The 15,315-nt window shown below is 71.4% G+C and carries 16 protein-coding genes; 13 read left to right on the top strand and 3 right to left on the bottom strand.

What is annotated here, in order from left to right; genetic code table 11:
- Positions 1 to 50 precede the first annotated feature (50 nt).
- Entirely contained in the window at positions 51 to 1,142 is a 1,092-nt protein-coding gene (gene prfA / locus HJC40_RS16315) for a peptide chain release factor 1 (protein WP_250001924.1), read from the top strand.
- Positions 1,143 to 1,174: 32 nt separating this feature from the next.
- Here prfA and HJC40_RS16310 read toward each other — a convergent pair whose 3' ends face one another.
- Entirely contained in the window at positions 1,175 to 2,518 is a 1,344-nt protein-coding gene (locus HJC40_RS16310; protein ID WP_250001923.1) for a PQQ-binding-like beta-propeller repeat protein, read from the bottom strand.
- A gap of 7 nt (positions 2,519 to 2,525) precedes the next feature.
- Positions 2,526 to 4,049 (bottom strand): GGDEF domain-containing protein, encoded by a 1,524-nt coding sequence (locus HJC40_RS16305; RefSeq protein WP_250001922.1) that lies wholly within the window; start codon positions 4,047 to 4,049, stop codon positions 2,526 to 2,528.
- A 79-nt stretch (positions 4,050 to 4,128) separates the two neighbouring features.
- On the opposite strand from HJC40_RS16305, the gene prmC reads away from it, so the two are divergent.
- Genes prmC through HJC40_RS16285 form a run of 4 tightly spaced genes read left to right on the top strand, consistent with a single transcriptional unit; the run spans position 4,129 to position 7,225 of the window.
- A complete protein-coding gene (prmC, locus tag HJC40_RS16300) occupies positions 4,129 to 5,001 on the top strand; it encodes a peptide chain release factor N(5)-glutamine methyltransferase (protein ID WP_250001921.1) in 873 nt (290 codons plus the stop codon).
- Positions 5,002 to 5,038: 37 nt separating this feature from the next.
- The gene (locus HJC40_RS16295) at positions 5,039 to 5,683 is read left to right on the top strand and encodes an L-threonylcarbamoyladenylate synthase (protein WP_250002080.1); all 645 of its coding nucleotides are present in this window, start codon (positions 5,039 to 5,041) and stop codon (positions 5,681 to 5,683) included.
- A gap of 1 nt (position 5,684) precedes the next feature.
- The gene (locus HJC40_RS16290) at positions 5,685 to 6,278 is read left to right on the top strand and encodes a phosphotyrosine protein phosphatase (protein ID WP_308200906.1); all 594 of its coding nucleotides are present in this window, start codon (positions 5,685 to 5,687) and stop codon (positions 6,276 to 6,278) included.
- Positions 6,275 to 7,225, top strand: a complete 951-nt coding sequence (locus HJC40_RS16285; RefSeq protein ID WP_250001920.1) for an L-threonylcarbamoyladenylate synthase — start codon at positions 6,275 to 6,277, stop codon at positions 7,223 to 7,225. The genes HJC40_RS16290 and HJC40_RS16285 overlap by 4 nt, the downstream gene beginning before the upstream one ends.
- Here the strand turns inward: HJC40_RS16285 and HJC40_RS16280 are convergent.
- A complete protein-coding gene (locus HJC40_RS16280) occupies positions 7,197 to 8,666 on the bottom strand; it encodes an SDR family oxidoreductase (protein WP_250001919.1) in 1,470 nt (489 codons plus the stop codon). The two genes, HJC40_RS16285 and HJC40_RS16280, sit on opposite strands and share 29 nt — an antisense overlap.
- An 80-nt stretch (positions 8,667 to 8,746) precedes the next feature.
- On the opposite strand from HJC40_RS16280, the gene glyA reads away from it, so the two are divergent.
- The 8 genes from glyA (at position 8,747) to atpA (ending at position 15,314) form a co-directional block, all read left to right on the top strand.
- Entirely contained in the window at positions 8,747 to 10,036 is a 1,290-nt protein-coding gene (glyA, locus tag HJC40_RS16275; protein ID WP_250001918.1) for a serine hydroxymethyltransferase, read from the top strand.
- 63 nt (positions 10,037 to 10,099) lie between these two features.
- Positions 10,100 to 10,606 carry a hypothetical protein gene (locus HJC40_RS16270; RefSeq protein ID WP_374271930.1) on the top strand — a complete coding sequence of 169 codons (507 nt, stop codon included), beginning with the start codon at positions 10,100 to 10,102 and terminating at the stop codon, positions 10,604 to 10,606.
- Positions 10,607 to 10,815: 209 nt separating this feature from the next.
- Positions 10,816 to 11,049: an AtpZ/AtpI family protein gene (locus tag HJC40_RS16265; RefSeq protein ID WP_250001917.1), complete on the top strand. Its 234-nt coding sequence runs from the start codon at positions 10,816 to 10,818 to the stop codon at positions 11,047 to 11,049.
- 15 nt (positions 11,050 to 11,064) lie between these two features.
- Entirely contained in the window at positions 11,065 to 11,859 is a 795-nt protein-coding gene (gene atpB, locus HJC40_RS16260; RefSeq protein ID WP_250001916.1) for a F0F1 ATP synthase subunit A, read from the top strand.
- Between the two features lie 79 nt (positions 11,860 to 11,938).
- Positions 11,939 to 12,172, top strand: a complete 234-nt coding sequence (locus HJC40_RS16255; protein ID WP_250001915.1) for an ATP synthase F0 subunit C — start codon at positions 11,939 to 11,941, stop codon at positions 12,170 to 12,172.
- A 25-nt stretch (positions 12,173 to 12,197) separates the two neighbouring features.
- Entirely contained in the window at positions 12,198 to 12,761 is a 564-nt protein-coding gene (locus tag HJC40_RS16250) for a F0F1 ATP synthase subunit B (protein WP_250001914.1), read from the top strand.
- A complete protein-coding gene (locus tag HJC40_RS16245; protein ID WP_250001913.1) occupies positions 12,761 to 13,582 on the top strand; it encodes a F0F1 ATP synthase subunit delta in 822 nt (273 codons plus the stop codon). Before HJC40_RS16250 ends, HJC40_RS16245 begins: the two co-directional genes overlap by 1 nt.
- 82 nt (positions 13,583 to 13,664) lie before the next feature.
- Entirely contained in the window at positions 13,665 to 15,314 is a 1,650-nt protein-coding gene (gene atpA, locus HJC40_RS16240; protein ID WP_250001912.1) for a F0F1 ATP synthase subunit alpha, read from the top strand.
- Position 15,315 lies beyond the last annotated feature (1 nt).

Below are 15,315 nucleotides of genomic sequence, written 5' to 3'. Positions count from 1 at the left end.
GGCCGGGCGCCGTTCGCGTGTCGGAGCAAAGCTTATCTGGGGGGAGACCCGTGAGCAACGATCGGCTGACCAGCCTTCTCGAGGAGTACGCGCAGCTGGAGACGCAGATGGAGGACCCCTCCATCCACGCCGACCAGGCCCTCGTGCGCCGGGTCGGCCGGCGTTTCGCCGAGCTGGCACCGATCTATGCCGCCAACGCCGAGCTCGAGGCGGCCCGGGCCGATCTGGCCGCGGCCAAGGAGCTCGCGGCCGAGGACTCGGCGTTCGCCTCCGAGGTCGAGGCGGTCGCGGCCATGGTCGCGCCGCTCGAGGAGAAGCTCGGCGAGATGCTGATCCCGCGCGACCCGAGTGACGCCAAGGACGTGATCGTCGAGATCAAGGCGGGCGAGGGCGGCCAGGAGTCGGCGCTCTTCGCCGGTGACCTGCTGCGCATGTACACCCGTTACGCCGAGCGCCACGGCTGGATCGTCGAGGTGATCGACTCGCAGGAGTCGGACCTGGGCGGCGTCAAGGACATCTCGGTGGCGGTCAAGACCAAGGGCGTGCCCGAGGGCGGCCACGGGGTCTGGTCCCGGATGAAGTGGGAGGGCGGCGTGCACCGGGTGCAGCGTGTCCCGGTCACCGAGTCGCAGGGCCGCATCCACACCTCGGCGGCGGGCGTGCTGGTGCTGCCCGAGGCCGAGGAAGTCGACGTCGAGATCGGCCCCAACGACCTGCGGATCGACGTCTTCCGCTCGTCCGGGCCGGGCGGTCAGTCGGTCAACACCACCGACTCGGCCGTGCGCATCACCCACCTCCCCACCGGCACGGTGGTGAGCTGTCAGAACGAGAAGAGCCAGCTGCAGAACAAGGAGTCGGCGATGCGCATCCTGCGCTCCCGGCTGCTGGTGATGGCGCAGGAAGAGGCGAACGCGGCGGCCTCCGACTCGCGCAAGGCCCAGGTGCGGACGGTCGACCGCTCGGAGCGGATCCGTACCTACAACTACCCGCAGAACCGCATCACCGACCACCGCATCGGTTACACCGCCTACAACCTCGACCTGGTGCTCGGCGGTGAGCTCGACGCCGTGCTCGACGCGCTGGCCGAGGCCGACCGCGCGGCCCGCCTGGCCGGCGGCTCGGAGATCAGCCGCCGCCCCTGATCAGGGCTGCGTCTGATCAGGGGAGCGTCCGATCAGGGGAGCGCGTTGATCTCGTAGTCGTCGCCGTGGATGCAGGCCAGATAGCCGGGTTTCACCGAGCAGGGCGGCCCGCCGACCGCGGCGACCGTGCCGAGCAGCCACTGCCGGCCGGTCGTCAGATCCCACCGGGTCACCGCGGTGCGGTCCTGCGGTGACCGCGTGGAGCGCAGCACGATGGCCGAGCGCTGTTCCGTCTCGCTCCAGGCCAGGGTGCCCTCGACCGGTTCGCCGACCACCCGGCCGGTGGCCGCGTCGACCAGCTGCATGAGCCCGCCGTCGACGCCCTCGCTGACCACCACCCTGTCCCGGGTGAGCTGCCAGGCGTTGGCCAGGCCCTCGGCCCGCCAGAGTCGTGCGCCGGTGACCGGGTCGTACGCCGCGACGCCGCTGCCGTCGTTGATGCAGAGCGCGACGCCGCAGCCGGACGCGCCGCCGTCGGTGTCGGAGGCCTGCCACAACTTGGTCATCGTGTCGATGCGGTAGACGCTCAGGTCGAACGTCTCGGCCTGCGACCGGTTGACCACCAGGACGTCGCCGGTGCCGCTGAGGTCGTTGAAGTAGCCCTCCTCGGGACGCGGATAGACCCAGGGAATGCGGCCCTCGCTGACCAGCGCGCCGGAGGCATACGCGTAGATCTTGATCTGGCCGGTGTCGTCGGCCGTCACGATCTTCTCCGGCTGTTCGCCGCTCGGCAGCACCGACTGGTGGTCGACGCCCGAGGTGTCGCGACTCCAGATCGTGCCGCGGTCGCTCAGTCGGATCAGCCGCATCCGCGCCGGCTTGGCCCGCGCGTCGTACTCGGTCAGCAGCGCGGTGTCGCCGCTGACCAGGTACGGCTCACCGGTCGTCCGCCACAGCTCGGCCCCGGTCGCCGCCGAGAGCGCGACCGTCTCGCCGTGGATCTCGGCCTGGTAGGCCGAGCCGTCGTTGGGCGAGGGCAGCTTGACCAGCCGCGCCTGGGTCGGGATCAGCAGCATCCCGGCGGTCTCGGCCGGTTGCACGTAGCCGATCGCGCCGTCGATGGTGTGCCGCCAGCGGACCGCGCCGGTGGCCAGGTCGTGGGCGGTGAACGAGGTCGAGCCGTCGGCGATGCGGTACACGAAGACGGCGTCGCCGGTCAGCGCCGTGCCCTGGGCGTCCGCTATCCGGACGCTCCACAGCGGATGGACGCCCCGGTCCCGCGGCACCTCGGAGCCGGTGAGAGCCACCGCGCACAGGATCGCGGCCAGCACCACGGCCACCTGGCGGACGAGGCGGCGGTCGAGCCGGACCGGGCCGGTGGGCGCCGGCGGGTCGCCGTCGGCCGTGGGTATCTCGCCGAGCTCTATGGTGCTCATGGCCAGGTCAGGTCATCTCGGTGAGGGGACGGCCGGGCAGCCGGCTCGCCGCAGCCGCGGCGAGCGCGGCACTCAGCGTACGCCCGTTGGCGCCCACTTCGGACCAGCCCGCAGCCAGGCTGATCGGCGTGCCGGGCACCAGGATCTGCCAGTTCTCGGCGTTCGCGGCCGCGGCGATGCGCCGGGACACCTCGGCCGCCTGAGTCGTGCCCGCGCCCGGCAGCACCACCACGAACTCGTCGCCGGCGAACCGGGCCACGAAGTCGCCGCGGCGCATCACCCGGCTCAGCACCCCGGCTATCCGCTGCAGCACCAGGTCGCCGCAGTGCCGGCCGTGCCGGGCGTTGACCTCGGTGAAGCCGACCAGGTCGCAGACCCCGATGGCCGCGCGCTCGCCGCGGGCCAGCATCGTGGCGACGTAGCGTTCCAGCTGGCGGCGGTTGGGCAGCCCGGTCAGCGGGTCGGTGAGCGTCTCGTCGCCGTAGCGGCCGGCGTCGCGCTGGGTCTCCTGCGCGTCGAGCCGGGCCGCGACGCCGTCGAGATAGCCGTCGCGCAACCGGTCGATGCGCTGGGCGGCGAGCCGGAAAGCGTAGCGGTCGGCCGCGTGCGCGGCTGCGTGGTCGCCCGCGGCCGCGTGGCAGATGCTGCGCAACCGGGCGGGCTCGGCCGCGCCCAGGATCTCGGCCGAGACCGGCACCGAGTCGAGCATGGACAGAGCGACCTGGGGCCTGCCGTTGGCCAGGGTGAGGCAGACCGTGCCCAGGTGGCGCAGGTCGCGGGTGCGGATGCTGTCGCCGCCACGGGTGAGCCACTCGGCCGCGTCGGCGCCGGTCTCCTCGCCCAGGGCGGCCCGGCGGGCCAGCGAGTATCCGTAGGCCGCGCGGCTGCCCGGGCGGAGCTGGGCGGCGCCGATCGTCACGTAGCGGACCAGTTCGGCGTCGATGTCGCGCAGCACTCGCAGACAGCCGTCGGTGTCGCCCTGGTGGTCGAGCGAGACCGCGTTGCGCAGCCGGATGCCCGGCGCAGCGAAGATCTCGGGAGCCAGGCCGACCGCGGTGCCGACCTGCCGGGCCTGCTCGATCGCGGTCAGCGCGTGGCCGTGAAAGCCCAGATAGGAATAGGCCATGGCCAGGTCGTGCCAGCCCCAGGCGGTCTCGGAGTCGTTCTCCCGCACCGCGGCCAGCGCCCTCGACGCCTGCACCAGGTGGGTCACGCCACGGTCCAGGTTGCGCTCGAGGTGGGCGCCGAGCGCCGCGAACGCGTGCATCTGGCCGCGCAGATAGGGGTCGGGAATCTCTCGGACCGCGTTGTCGGCGGTCGTCATGGCGGCTGCGAAATCGGCCACCCGGCCCAGGTTGATGAGTACCCCGAACCGTTGGACCAGCGCGTACGCCCGAGTGATGGGATCGGTCGCGACGGCCAGCACGCCGTCGAGGATCGGCAACGCTTCCGCCGAGCGGCCGTTCTGCTGGAGCCGTCCGGCCCGGCGCAGCTCGTCGACGTTCTCCGCGAGTCGGTCCAGCCAACTCACCAGGCGCCTCCCACCCGTGCCGCGCGTCGAGCGCCGACCCGGCCGGTCGACGTCGCACGTGACGTCCGATGATTATGCCGTGCCCGACTTGGAAAACACCTCCCGATCTTGGGAGCGGACGTCGCTGAGCCGAGCGCTCGCGGCGGCGGTGGCCGATCTCGCGGCGGCCGGCGTGACATCACCCCGCGTCGATGCCGAGCTGCTGGCCGCGCACATCCTGGGCATCTCACGTGGGCGGTTGTTGCTCGTGGACTCGTTGCGCCCCGAGGAGCTGAGCCGGTTCACCGGGCTGGTGGCCGAGCGGGCCCGGCGCATCCCGCTGCAGCACCTGCTGGGCACGGCCGCCTTCCGGCACCTCGAACTCGAGGTCGGGGCGGGCGTCTTCGTCCCACGACCCGAGACGGAACTCCTGGCCGGCTGGGGGATCGGGCACACCGCGCCCGGCGCCACCGTGGTCGACCTGTGCAGCGGCTCCGGCGCGATCGCGCTCGCCGTGGCCGACGAGGCCGAGCCGGGCCGGGTCGTCGCGGTCGAGCAGTCCCCGGCCGCGCTGGCCTATCTGCGCCGCAACGCCGCCCGGTTCCCGGCGGTCGAGGTCGTCGAGGGGGACGTCACCGATCCGCACCTGCTTGCCGGCTCGCGCGGCCAGGTGGACGTGTTGCTGTGCAACCCGCCGTACGTGCCCGACGGCACCCCGGTGCCGCCCGAGGTCGCCGAGCACGACCCGGCCGCGGCGGTCTTCGGCGGCGGCGACGGGCTCACCGTCATCCGGCCGGTCATCGCGCTGGCCGCGGCCCTGCTCAAGCCGGGCGGGGTGGTCGGCCTCGAGCACGACGACGTGCATGGCGAGGCGGTTCCGGCGCTGCTGCGCGCCGACGGCCGGTTCGCCGAGGTGACCGCCCATGACGACCTGACCGGGCGCCCCCGGTACGCGACCGCCCGGCGCACCTGATCGATGCGGCGCGTCGCATGGCACACTGCACGGTGTGATGCTCTACGACTGCCGTACCACCGCGGACCGGGATCGCGGCATCGCCGCCGCCGTCGAGGCTGTCAAGAGCGGTGAACTGGTCGTGCTGCCGACCGACACGGTCTACGGGGTCGGCGCGGACGCGTTCACCCCGCACGCGATCACCTCGCTGCACCATGCGCGCAGCGTGACCAACCAGGTTCCGCCGCCCGTGCTGGTCGGCTCCCGGCACACGCTCGACGGCCTGGTCTACTCGCTGCCCAAGGCGGCGCGGGAACTGGCCGACGCGTTCTGGCCCGGCGCGCTGACCCTCTACGTCGAGCACTCGCCCAGCCTGCAGTGGGATCTGGGCGACACGGGCGGCCGGGTGGCCGTCCGCATGCCGCTGCACCCGGTGGCCCTCGAGGTGCTCCGCGCGGTCGGCCCGATGGCGGTCACGACGGCCAACAAGGTCGGGCAGCCGTCCCCGGCGACCGCCGAGGCGGCCCGCGACCAGCTCGAGTACTCGGTCCGCGTCTACCTCGAGGCCGGCGAGGCGCACGACCCGGCGCCGAGCTCGATCGTCGACGTCAGCGGTGAGGTGCCGCAGCTGCTGCGGGCCGGGGCGATCTCGCTGGAGAAGCTGCGCGACGTCGTGCCGGAGATGCTGGCGGCGGAGGCCTGACGTGACGCCCTTCACCGTCCTGCACGTCTGCATGGGCAACATCTGCCGGTCCCCGATGGCCGAGCGGCTGCTGGCCCGCGCCGCCCGCGACCGGGCCGGCGAGCAGGCCGACCAGTTGGTGCGCAGCGTCAGCGCGGGCACCGGCGGCTGGCACGAGGGCGAGGAGATGAACCCGCCCGCGGCCCGGCAGGTGCTCTCCCGGGGCGGCTCGGACGAGGGCTTCCAGGCCCGCAAGCTGCGCGGTGACTTCATCGACGAGGCCGACCTGATCCTCACGGCGACCGCCGACCAGTACGACTACGTGGTCGCGCTGCGCCCCGACGCGGCCGACCGCACGTTCGTCACCGGCGAGTTCGGGCGGCTGCTGGCCGGGGTCGACGCGGCCCGGCTGCCGGTGGCCGAGCCCAAGCCCGAGGCGGTACGCGCCCGCGGGCTGGCGATCGTCGAGGCCGTGCACCGGCTGCGCGACGGCGACGGCCCCCGCCCCGGCGACGACCTCGACGACCCCTGGGGCCGCGGCGACCAGACGTTCCAGCGCATCGGCGACGAGATCGAGGACACCACGGTCCCGTTCGCCGTGCTGCTGCTCCCGTGAGGCTGGTGCGGCCGGACGCCGACGGGCTCCGGCGGGCCGTCGAGGTGCTGCGGGCCGACTCGGTGGTCGCCTTCCCCACCGAGACCGTCTACGGCCTGGGCGCGAACGCCTTCTCCGAGAAGGCCGTCGGCGAGATCTACCGGCTGAAGAACCGGCCGTCCTGGAATCCGCTGATCGTGCACGTGGCCAACGTCGAGGCCGCCCGCGAGCTGACCGAGTCGTGGCCCGACGAGGCCAACGAGCTGGCCGCCCGGTTCTGGCCGGGACCGCTGACGCTCGTGCTCCCGCGGGCCCGTCACCTCGACGGGGTCGGCGCGAGCAACGACACCATCGCCATCCGCATCCCGGCCCACGAGGTGGCCCTGCGGCTGCTCGAGGCGTCCGGGCTCGCGCTCGCCGCGCCCAGCGCCAACCGCTCCGAGAGCATCTCGCCGACCACCGCCGAGCACGTGCTGCGCAGCCTGCCCGACGTGCCGCTGGTGCTCGACGGCGGCCCGGCGTCGTGGGGCATCGAGTCGACCGTGGTCGACCTGACCGGCTCCGGGGTCCGGCTGCTGCGCCCGGGCGCCCTCCCGCTGCGCGCGCTCCGCGACGTGGCCGGCCCGATCACTCTGCCCGGCGAAGGGCCGTCGGACGGGTCGGTCCGGTCGTCGCCCGGGCTGAGTCGCCGGCATTACGCGCCGCGGGCCACCCTGATGCTGGTCGACGACGTCCGTGACGTCGAGCGGCACGGGTCCGTGGGCGTGCTGACCTACGAGACGGTGGAGGTCGAGGGCGCCGAGGTCCTGTCCGGCGACCCGCGCGAGTACGCGGCCGACCTCTACGCCGCCCTGCACCGCCTGGACGACGCCGGGGTGACGACGATCCTGGTGCAGGAGCCGCCCCCGGGCGAGGACTGGCTGGCCGTCCGGGATCGCCTCACCCGCGCGGCCGCCAGGGCGACATAGTCTCGGCGCCCCGCGCGATGTTGCGGACCATGCCGGTGAAGATGAAGCCGTGGAAGGGCACGACAGCCGCCCAGTAGGCGTGACCGGCCAGTCCGCGGGGCAGGAAGACGGCCCGCTGACGATAGACGCTGCCGCCGTGGCCGTCGGGCGCGGCGGTCATCTCCAGCCAGGCCCGGCCCGGCACCCGCATCTCGGCCCGCAGCCGCAGCAGCTTGCCCGGCTCGATCTCCTCCACCCGCCACCAGTCCAGCGCCTCGCCGACCAGCAGGCGGTGGCGGTCGCGCCGCCCCCGGCGCAGCCCGACCCCGCCGACCAGCCGGTCCAGCCAGCCGCGGACCGACCAGGCCAGCGGGAACGAGTACCAGCCGTTCTCACCGCCGACGCCCTCGATGACCCGCCACAGGGCCTCGACCGGCGCCTTGACCTCGCGGCTGCGCTCGTCGACGTAGATGCTGCCGCCGGACCAGTCCGGGTCCGACGGCAGCGGCTCGGCCGCCGCGTCCCGGCCGGCCGCGTTCGACCAGCGGGTCTCCACGTTGGCGTCGCGGACCTTGCCCAGCGCGACCCGGACGGCCTGCTCGAAGCCGAGCGGCTCACCCGGCGCGTACTCGGCGATGTCGTTCTCGTGGGCCACCGCCTCGTGGATCAGGCTGGCCACCAGGGGGCGGGCGATCGCGTTGGGCACCGGCGTGACCACCCCGACCCAGTGGGCCGAGAGCCAGGGGCTGAGCGGGCGCAACGGCACGATCACCCGTCGCCGCAGCCCGGCGACGTGGGCGTAGCCCTGCATCATCTGGCCGTAGGTGAGCACGTCCTGGCCGCCGATGTCGAAACCCCGGTTGACCTCGGGCGGCATGGTGGCCGCGGCGATCAGGTAGCGCAGGACGTCCCGTACGGCGATGGGCTGGATCTTGTTGCGGACCCAGCGCGGGGTGACCATGACCGGCAGGCGCTCGGTCAGGTAGCGCAGCATCTCGAACGACGCCGATCCGGACCCGATGATCACCGGCGCCCGCAGCACCGTGGTCGGGACGCCACTGGCCAGCAGGATCCGGGCGACCTCGGCCCGCGAGCGCAGGTGCGGGGAGGGGTGGTCCTCGGGCGGCGGCTCGGGGCCGCCGAGATAGACGACGCGGGACACCCCGGCCGCCTTGGCCGCCGTCGCGAAGTTCTCCGCCGCCTGCCGGTCCAGCGTCTCGAAGTCCTTCCGGCCCAGCGAGTGGACCAGGAAGTACGCCACGTCGACGCCCTCCAGCGCGGCGGCGAGGGTCTCGGCCTTGTTCAGATCGCCCTCGGCCACCTCGACCTGCCCGGCCCAGGGCACGTCGCGCAGCCGGCCCGCGCCCCGGGTCAGGCAGCGCACCTCGTGGCCGGCCTCGAGCAGGCGGGGTGCGAGCCGCCCGCCGATATATCCGGTCGCACCGGTCACCAAGCAGCGCATAAACGCAGACTGTGCCCCCGGAGAGCACCCTGTAAGCCATATGCTCGAAACCGGCGACGTTGCCTACTCGGGGAGGGCACGTGGACACCTTCTGGGGGCCGGATTTCACCGCGCTCGAGCGTGCCGATCCGGAGATCGCCCACGTCCTGCTGGCCGAGGTGGAACGCCAGCGCGGCGGGCTGCAGCTGATCGCCAGCGAGAACTTCACCTCATCGGCCGTGCTGGCCGCTCTCGGCTCGACCCTGGCCAACAAGTACGCCGAGGGCTATCCGGGCGAGCGCTACTACGGCGGCTGCGCCGAGGCCGACCGGGCCGAGCGGCTGGCCGTCGAGCGGGCCAAGGACCTGTTCGGCGCCGACCACGCCAACGTCCAGCCGCACTCGGGCACGGCCGCCAACCTCGCCGCGTACGCGGCCCTGGCCGAGCCGGGCGACCCGGTGCTGGCGATGGAGCTGTCCCACGGCGGCCATCTGACCCACGGCAGCCGGGTCAACTTCAGCGGCAAGTGGTTCCACCCGATCGGCTACCGGGTCACCGCCGACACCGAACGGATCGACTACGACGAGGTCCGCGACCTCGCGCTGGCCCACCGGCCCAAGATGATCGTGTGCGGGGCCACCGCCTACTCCCGCCTGATCGACTTCGCCCGGTTCCGCGAGATCGCCGACGAGGTGGGCGCCTATCTGGTGGTCGACGCGGCGCACTTCATCGGGCTGGTGGCCGGCCGGGCCATCCCGTCGCCGGTGCCGCACGCCGACGTCGTCACCTGCACCACCCACAAGGTGCTGCGCGGTCCCCGCGGCGGCATGATCCTGTGCCGGGCCGAGCTGGCCCAGCGGATCGACAAGGCGGTCTTCCCGTTCAGCCAGGGCGGCCCGATGATGCACGTGGTGGCGGCCAAGGCGGTGGCCCTGCGCGAGGCCTCGCTGCCGGGTTTCCAGGCGTACGCGCGGCAGGTCGTCAAGAACGCCCAGGCCCTGACCGCGGGTCTGGCCGCCGAGGGCATGCGCCCGGTGTCCGGCGGCACCGACACCCACCTGGCCCTGACCGACCTGCGCGACCTCGGGGTGACCGGCCGCGATGCCGAGGCGCGGTGCGACCTGGCCCGCATCACGCTCAACAAGAACGCCATCCCGTACGATCCTCAGCGACCCGCGGTGGCCTCGGGCATCCGGGTCGGCTCGCCCAGCGTGACCACCCAGGGCATGCGTGAGGGCGAGATGCGCCAGATCGCCGGGCTCATCGGCGCCGCCGTGCGCAGCGATCCCGACACGGCGGCCGGGGCGTCCCGCCTGGCCGACGCCGCGGACGAGGTGGCCGGCCTGGTGCGCCGGTTCCCGGCGTACGGGCGGGCGGAAGTGATGGCCTGAGCGACCGCGCCCGGCCGGGCAGAGCGGTGGCCGGGCCGCAGTGGGCAAGCCGGGAGGCTCAGCGTGACGACCGAGACCGACGAATTCGAGCAGGAGCGGCAGCGGGCGCTGGCGTTCCAGCGGGAGCAGGCCGCCAAGGACGACGAGGACAACCGTCCGCTGCCCGATCTGCCGCCGCTGCCGGCCGACCCGCGCTGGCGGGTGGCGCACCTGCCGTTCCTCAGCGCCGTGTCGTTCGCGTTGCTGCTGTGCGCCGCGTCGGCCGGTTTCCTGAGCGGGGGAGCGCCTGCGGCTCTCGGCGCCGCGTCCGGCGTACTGATCGTGACGGTCAGCTTCACGATGTCGACGCTCGTCATTGCCTGGGCCGATACTGTGCGGCCGGCCCTGTTGATGCCGCTGGCCTTGTTCACCTACGTGCTGAAGTACAGCGCGCTGGGCGTGGTGCTGGCATTCGGGGTCTCGTCCGAATGGGCCGGTAAGGACGCGCTCGGCTGGGGAATCGTCGCGGGCGTCGTGGTCTGGACGGCGGTCCAGGCGTGGTGGTTCCACAAAGTGAGTCGCCCGAACTGATCGAGTAGTGACCGTTTCGCCTCGTCAGCGCACTAATCGTGGTTTGTTGACCACGAAACGGTGACGTGAACGGTTATGGCTTGTTGGGTTATGGCGAAGGGGGAGTACCGTGTCCTTCCAGTTGCGAGACCCCTGACGCCTGGACAGCTGCGGTTGTGCGGGGGGTCCCGCTTAGCCTCGCCTTTCCTGCTGATATCGTTCGGGCCGTCATGACCGGTCAAGAACCTCCCAGGAAACCCAGCGGTAACGACGACGAGACTCCCCCCGACACGGGCATGGGAATGACGGCGGTCGCTTACCTCATTTCGGGCATGTTGGTGTGGGGAGCGATCGGTTGGCTGGTTGATCACTGGGTCGGCACCAGAGGCATCTTCGCCGGAATCGGCGCGGTGGTCGGTGTCGGCGGCGGTGTCTACCTCATTGTGCGCCGTCTCGGCGCCTGACAGGAAAGGGCTACGGTGATCGGACAGTCGTTGGTCCTCGCCTCGGAAGTTCCATTCCCCCCGAGCGTCGAGGACTTCTATCTGCCCAGCATCGTGCCGTGGAACGCGCACGACAGCTACTGGTTCACCAAGATCACGGCTCTGCTGTGGGTCTCGGTGGCGGCGATCATCATCTTCTTCCTGGTCTCGTACCGGAAGCCGCAGCTGGTGCCGACCAAGAAGCAGTGGCTCGCCGAGAGCATCTACGGCTTCGTGCGCAACAACATCGCGGTCGACATGCTCGGCAAGCGCGGCGTCAACTTCGCGCCCTACCTCACCACGCTGTTCGTCTTCATCCTGGTGATGAACTTCTGGGCCATCGTGCCGCTCGCGCAGATCTCGCCGAACTCGCACATCGCGTTCCCGGCCATCCTCGCGGTCATCAGCTACGTCATGTTCATCTACATCGGCATGAAGCACCACGGCGGCCTCAAGTACTTCAAGCACGCGCTCATCCCGCCGGCGCCGTGGTTCATCCTGCCGCTGCTGATCCCGATCGAGTTCTTCTCGACCTTCCTCGTGCGGCCGTTCTCGCTCGCCGTCCGTCTCTTCGCGAACATGTTCGCCGGCCACATGCTGTTGCTGGTGTTCACGCTGGGCGGCTTCGCGATGCTGAACGCCAACATCTGGTTCGCGCCGTTCTCGCTCGTCTCCTGGGTGATGACCATCGCGCTGACCTTCCTGGAGTTCCTGGTCATCTGCCTCCAGGCCTACGTCTTCACGGTGCTCACCGCCAGCTACGTCCAGGGCGCGCTCGCCGACGAGCACTGAGCTGTATCCCGCACCACCCCGCATCACCCCGTTTGTCGTCCCGCGTGAACGTCACGCGAGATACCAGGAGGATCCTGAAATGCTTCTCGCCGAAGTTGTCGGTAGCACCGCTGCCATCGGTTACGGCCTCGCCGCCATCGGCCCCGGCATTGGTGTTGGTCTGGTCTTCTCGGCCTACATCCAGTCGACTGCTCGTCAGCCGGAGTCTTCCCGCCTGACCCTGCCGTACGTCTGGATCGGCTTCGCCGTCATCGAGGCGCTCGCCCTGCTGGGCATCGCCTTCGGCTTCATCTGGGCCAGTTCCCCCGCCTGACGTGCAGCCTCGTTAGGAGGTGTCCATGATCACCGAAGTTCTGACCATTGCCGCCGAAGAGGGCGCCACGGAGCACAACCCGATCATCCCGCTGTGGCAGGAGATCGTCGTCGGCACCATCGCCTTCGTCATCCTGTGCGCCGTGCTGATGAAGTTCGTCTTCCCGATGATGGAGAAGACGTTCGCGGCCCGGGTCGACGCGATCGAGGGCGGCATCAAGCGCGCCGAGACCGCCCAGGCCGAGGCCAACCAGCTCCTCGAGCAGTACAAGGCCCAGCTGGCCGAGGCTCGTACCGAGGCCGCGCGCATCCGCGACGAGGCCCGGGCCGACGCCGAGGGCATCCGTCAGGACATCCTGGCCAAGGCCCGCGAGGAGTCGGACCGCATCATCGGCGCCGGCCAGGAGCAGCTCACCACCCAGCGCGAGAGCATCGTGCGGGAGCTCCGCTCCGAGATCGGCACGCTGGCGGTCGACCTGGCCGGTCGGATCGTCGGTGAGGCACTCGCCGACGAGGCCCGCAGCCGGGGCACGGTGGACCGCTTCATCAACGAGCTCGGTGCGACCGGCTCGGCGGGCGGGCGGCGCTGATGGCGTCGAGCGTCAGCCAGCAGTCCTACGCCACCGCGGCGGAGAAGCTGACCGGGGCGACCCGCACGGCCACGGCCGCGCAGGTCGCCACGGTCGCCGACGAGATCCTGTCGGTGGCCGCGCTGCTCCGTACGCAGCCGCGGCTGCGCCGGGCCCTGACCGACCCGTCGCGCAGCGGCGCCGACCGGGGCGAGCTGCTCCGGTCGCTGCTCTCCGGCAAGGTCAGCCAGATCACCGCGGACGCGCTGGCCTCGCTCGTGTCGGGCCGGTTCTCCCGGCCGGGCGAGCTGCTGGACGCCGTGGAGCGGCTCGGCGTCGACGCCCTGCTCGACTCGGCGCAGCGCGACGACAAGCTGGCCGAGGTCGAGGACGAGCTGTTCCGCTTCGGGCAGATCGTCTCCGGCAACTCGCAGCTGGCAGTCACGCTCAGTGATCCAGGTGCGCCGATCGACCGCCGCGTTAAGCTGGTGACCGACCTGCTGAAAGGCAAGGTCCAGCTCGCCACCGCGCGGCTCATCGAGGTTGCGATCGCGGGCCTCGGCGGCCGCGGCTTCGAGACCTCGCTGACCCGGCTGGTGGAGTGGACCGCCGCGAAACGCGACCGCGAGGTGGCGTACGTGACGGTGGCCAAGCCGCTCACCGAGGCGGAGGAGCAGGCCCTCGCCGGCAAGCTGGCCACCATGTACGGCCGGCAGGTCTCGCTGAAGGTCGACGTCGATCCCGCGATCATCGGCGGCGTCAGCGTCCAGGTCGGCTCCGACCTCTACGACGGCACGATCCTGCGCCGGCTCAACGCCGCCAAGCAGGCTTTCGCGAAGTAGTTTTCCCTCGGTCAGCGGCAACGCGGACTGAGCAGCCCCCTCGGTGGCGGGAACGTCCCGAGCTAGACAGAGAAGGCAGAGGATGGCCGAGCTGACCATCTCCTCGGACGAGATCCGGGGGGCGCTAGAGCGCTACGTCTCGTCCTACACGCCCGAGGTCTCCCGCGAGGAGGTCGGCATCGTCTCCGATGCGGGCGACGGTATTGCGCACGTCGAGGGTCTGCCCTCGACGATGGCGAACGAACTGCTCGAGTTCGAGGACGGCACGCTGGGTGTGGCCCTGAACCTCGACGTCCGCGAGATCGGCGTCGTGGTTCTGGGTGACTTCACCGGCATCGAAGAGGGCCAGCAGGTCAAGCGCACCGGCCGCGTCCTCTCGGTCCCGGTCGGCGACGCCTTCCTCGGTCGCGTGGTCGACCCGCTGGGCCGACCGATCGACGACCGCGGCGAGCTCGTCAACGAGGGCTTCCGCGAGCTCGAGCTCCAGGCCCCCAACGTGATGAACCGCCAGCCGGTGAAGCAGCCGCTGCAGACCGGCATCAAGGCGATCGACGCCATGACGCCGATCGGCCGCGGCCAGCGCCAGCTGATCATCGGCGACCGCAAGACCGGCAAGACCACGGTCGCGATCGACACGATCATCAACCAGCGGGCCAACTGGGAGTCGGGCGACCCGACCAAGCAGGTCCGCTGCATCTACGTCGCCATCGGTCAGAAGGCGACCACCATCGCCAGCATCCGGGGCACCCTGGAGCAGAACGGCGCGCTGGCTTACACGACGATCGTCGCGGCCCCGGCGTCCGACCCGGCCGGCTTCAAGTACATCGCCCCGTACACCGGCTCGTCCATCGGACAGCACTGGATGTACAACGGCAAGCACGTGCTCATCGTCTTCGACGACCTGACCAAGCAGGCCGAGGCCTACCGCGCGGTCTCGCTGCTGCTGCGCCGCCCGCCGGGCCGCGAGGCCTACCCGGGTGACGTCTTCTACCTGCACTCCCGGCTGCTCGAGCGCTGCGCCAAGCTCTCCGACGAGCTGGGCGCCGGCTCGATGACCGGTCTGCCGATCATCGAGACCAAGGCCAACGACATCTCGGCCTACATCCCGACGAACGTCATCTCGATCACCGACGGCCAGATCTTCCTGGAATCCGACCTGTTCGCCTCGGGTGTCCGCCCGGCGATCAACGTCGGTACCTCGGTGTCCCGGGTCGGCGGATCGGCGCAGGTCAAGGCCATGCGCTCGGTCTCCGGCCGGCTCCGCCTCGACCTGGCCCAGTTCCGTGAGCTGGAGGCCTTCTCGGCCTTCGCCTCCGACCTGGACCGCGCGTCGCGGGCCCAGCTCGACAAGGGCGTACGCCTGGTCGAGCTGCTCAAGCAGCCGCAGTACTCGCCGTACTCGGTGGTCGACGAGGTCATCGTGATCTGGGCCGGCACCACCGGCCAGCTCGACGACATCCCGGTCGGCGACGTGCGCCGGTTCGAGCAGGACTTCCTGGGCTGGATCAAGCGGCACCGCAGCGACACCTACACGGCGATCGACTCGACCGGCCTGCTCTCGGACGACGACGTCGAGAACCTCAAGAGCGGCGTGACCGAGTTCAAGGAGCTCTTCAAGCGGGGCGAGACGGGGTCCTCGGTCAACGAGGACCCGGCCGAGCCGCTCGAGGACGGCCGCCAGACGCGTGAGACGGTGACCCGCGAGGTTCCCCGTCCGGCCGAAGGCCAGTAGC

It is taken from the genome of Actinoplanes sp. M2I2 (assembly GCF_023544445.1).
Lineage (GTDB): Bacteria > Actinomycetota > Actinomycetes > Mycobacteriales > Micromonosporaceae > Actinoplanes.
This window is presented reverse-complemented; position numbering and strand designations above follow the sequence as displayed.

Coding starts and splice junctions, on each gene's coding strand:
- HJC40_RS16310 (WP_250001923.1), bottom strand. CDS start 2,518: ATGAGCACCATAGAGCTCGGCGAGATACCCACGGCCGACGGCGACCCG.
- HJC40_RS16295 (WP_250002080.1), top strand. CDS start 5,039: ATGCTCTACGACTGCCGTACCACCGCGGACCGGGATCGCGGCATCGCC.
- HJC40_RS16280 (WP_250001919.1), bottom strand. CDS start 8,666: ATGCGCTGCTTGGTGACCGGTGCGACCGGATATATCGGCGGGCGGCTC.
- HJC40_RS16265 (WP_250001917.1), top strand. CDS start 10,816: ATGACCGGTCAAGAACCTCCCAGGAAACCCAGCGGTAACGACGACGAG.
- HJC40_RS16255 (WP_250001915.1), top strand. CDS start 11,939: ATGCTTCTCGCCGAAGTTGTCGGTAGCACCGCTGCCATCGGTTACGGC.
- HJC40_RS16250 (WP_250001914.1), top strand. CDS start 12,198: ATGATCACCGAAGTTCTGACCATTGCCGCCGAAGAGGGCGCCACGGAG.
- HJC40_RS16245 (WP_250001913.1), top strand. CDS start 12,761: ATGGCGTCGAGCGTCAGCCAGCAGTCCTACGCCACCGCGGCGGAGAAG.
- atpA (WP_250001912.1), top strand. CDS start 13,665: ATGGCCGAGCTGACCATCTCCTCGGACGAGATCCGGGGGGCGCTAGAG.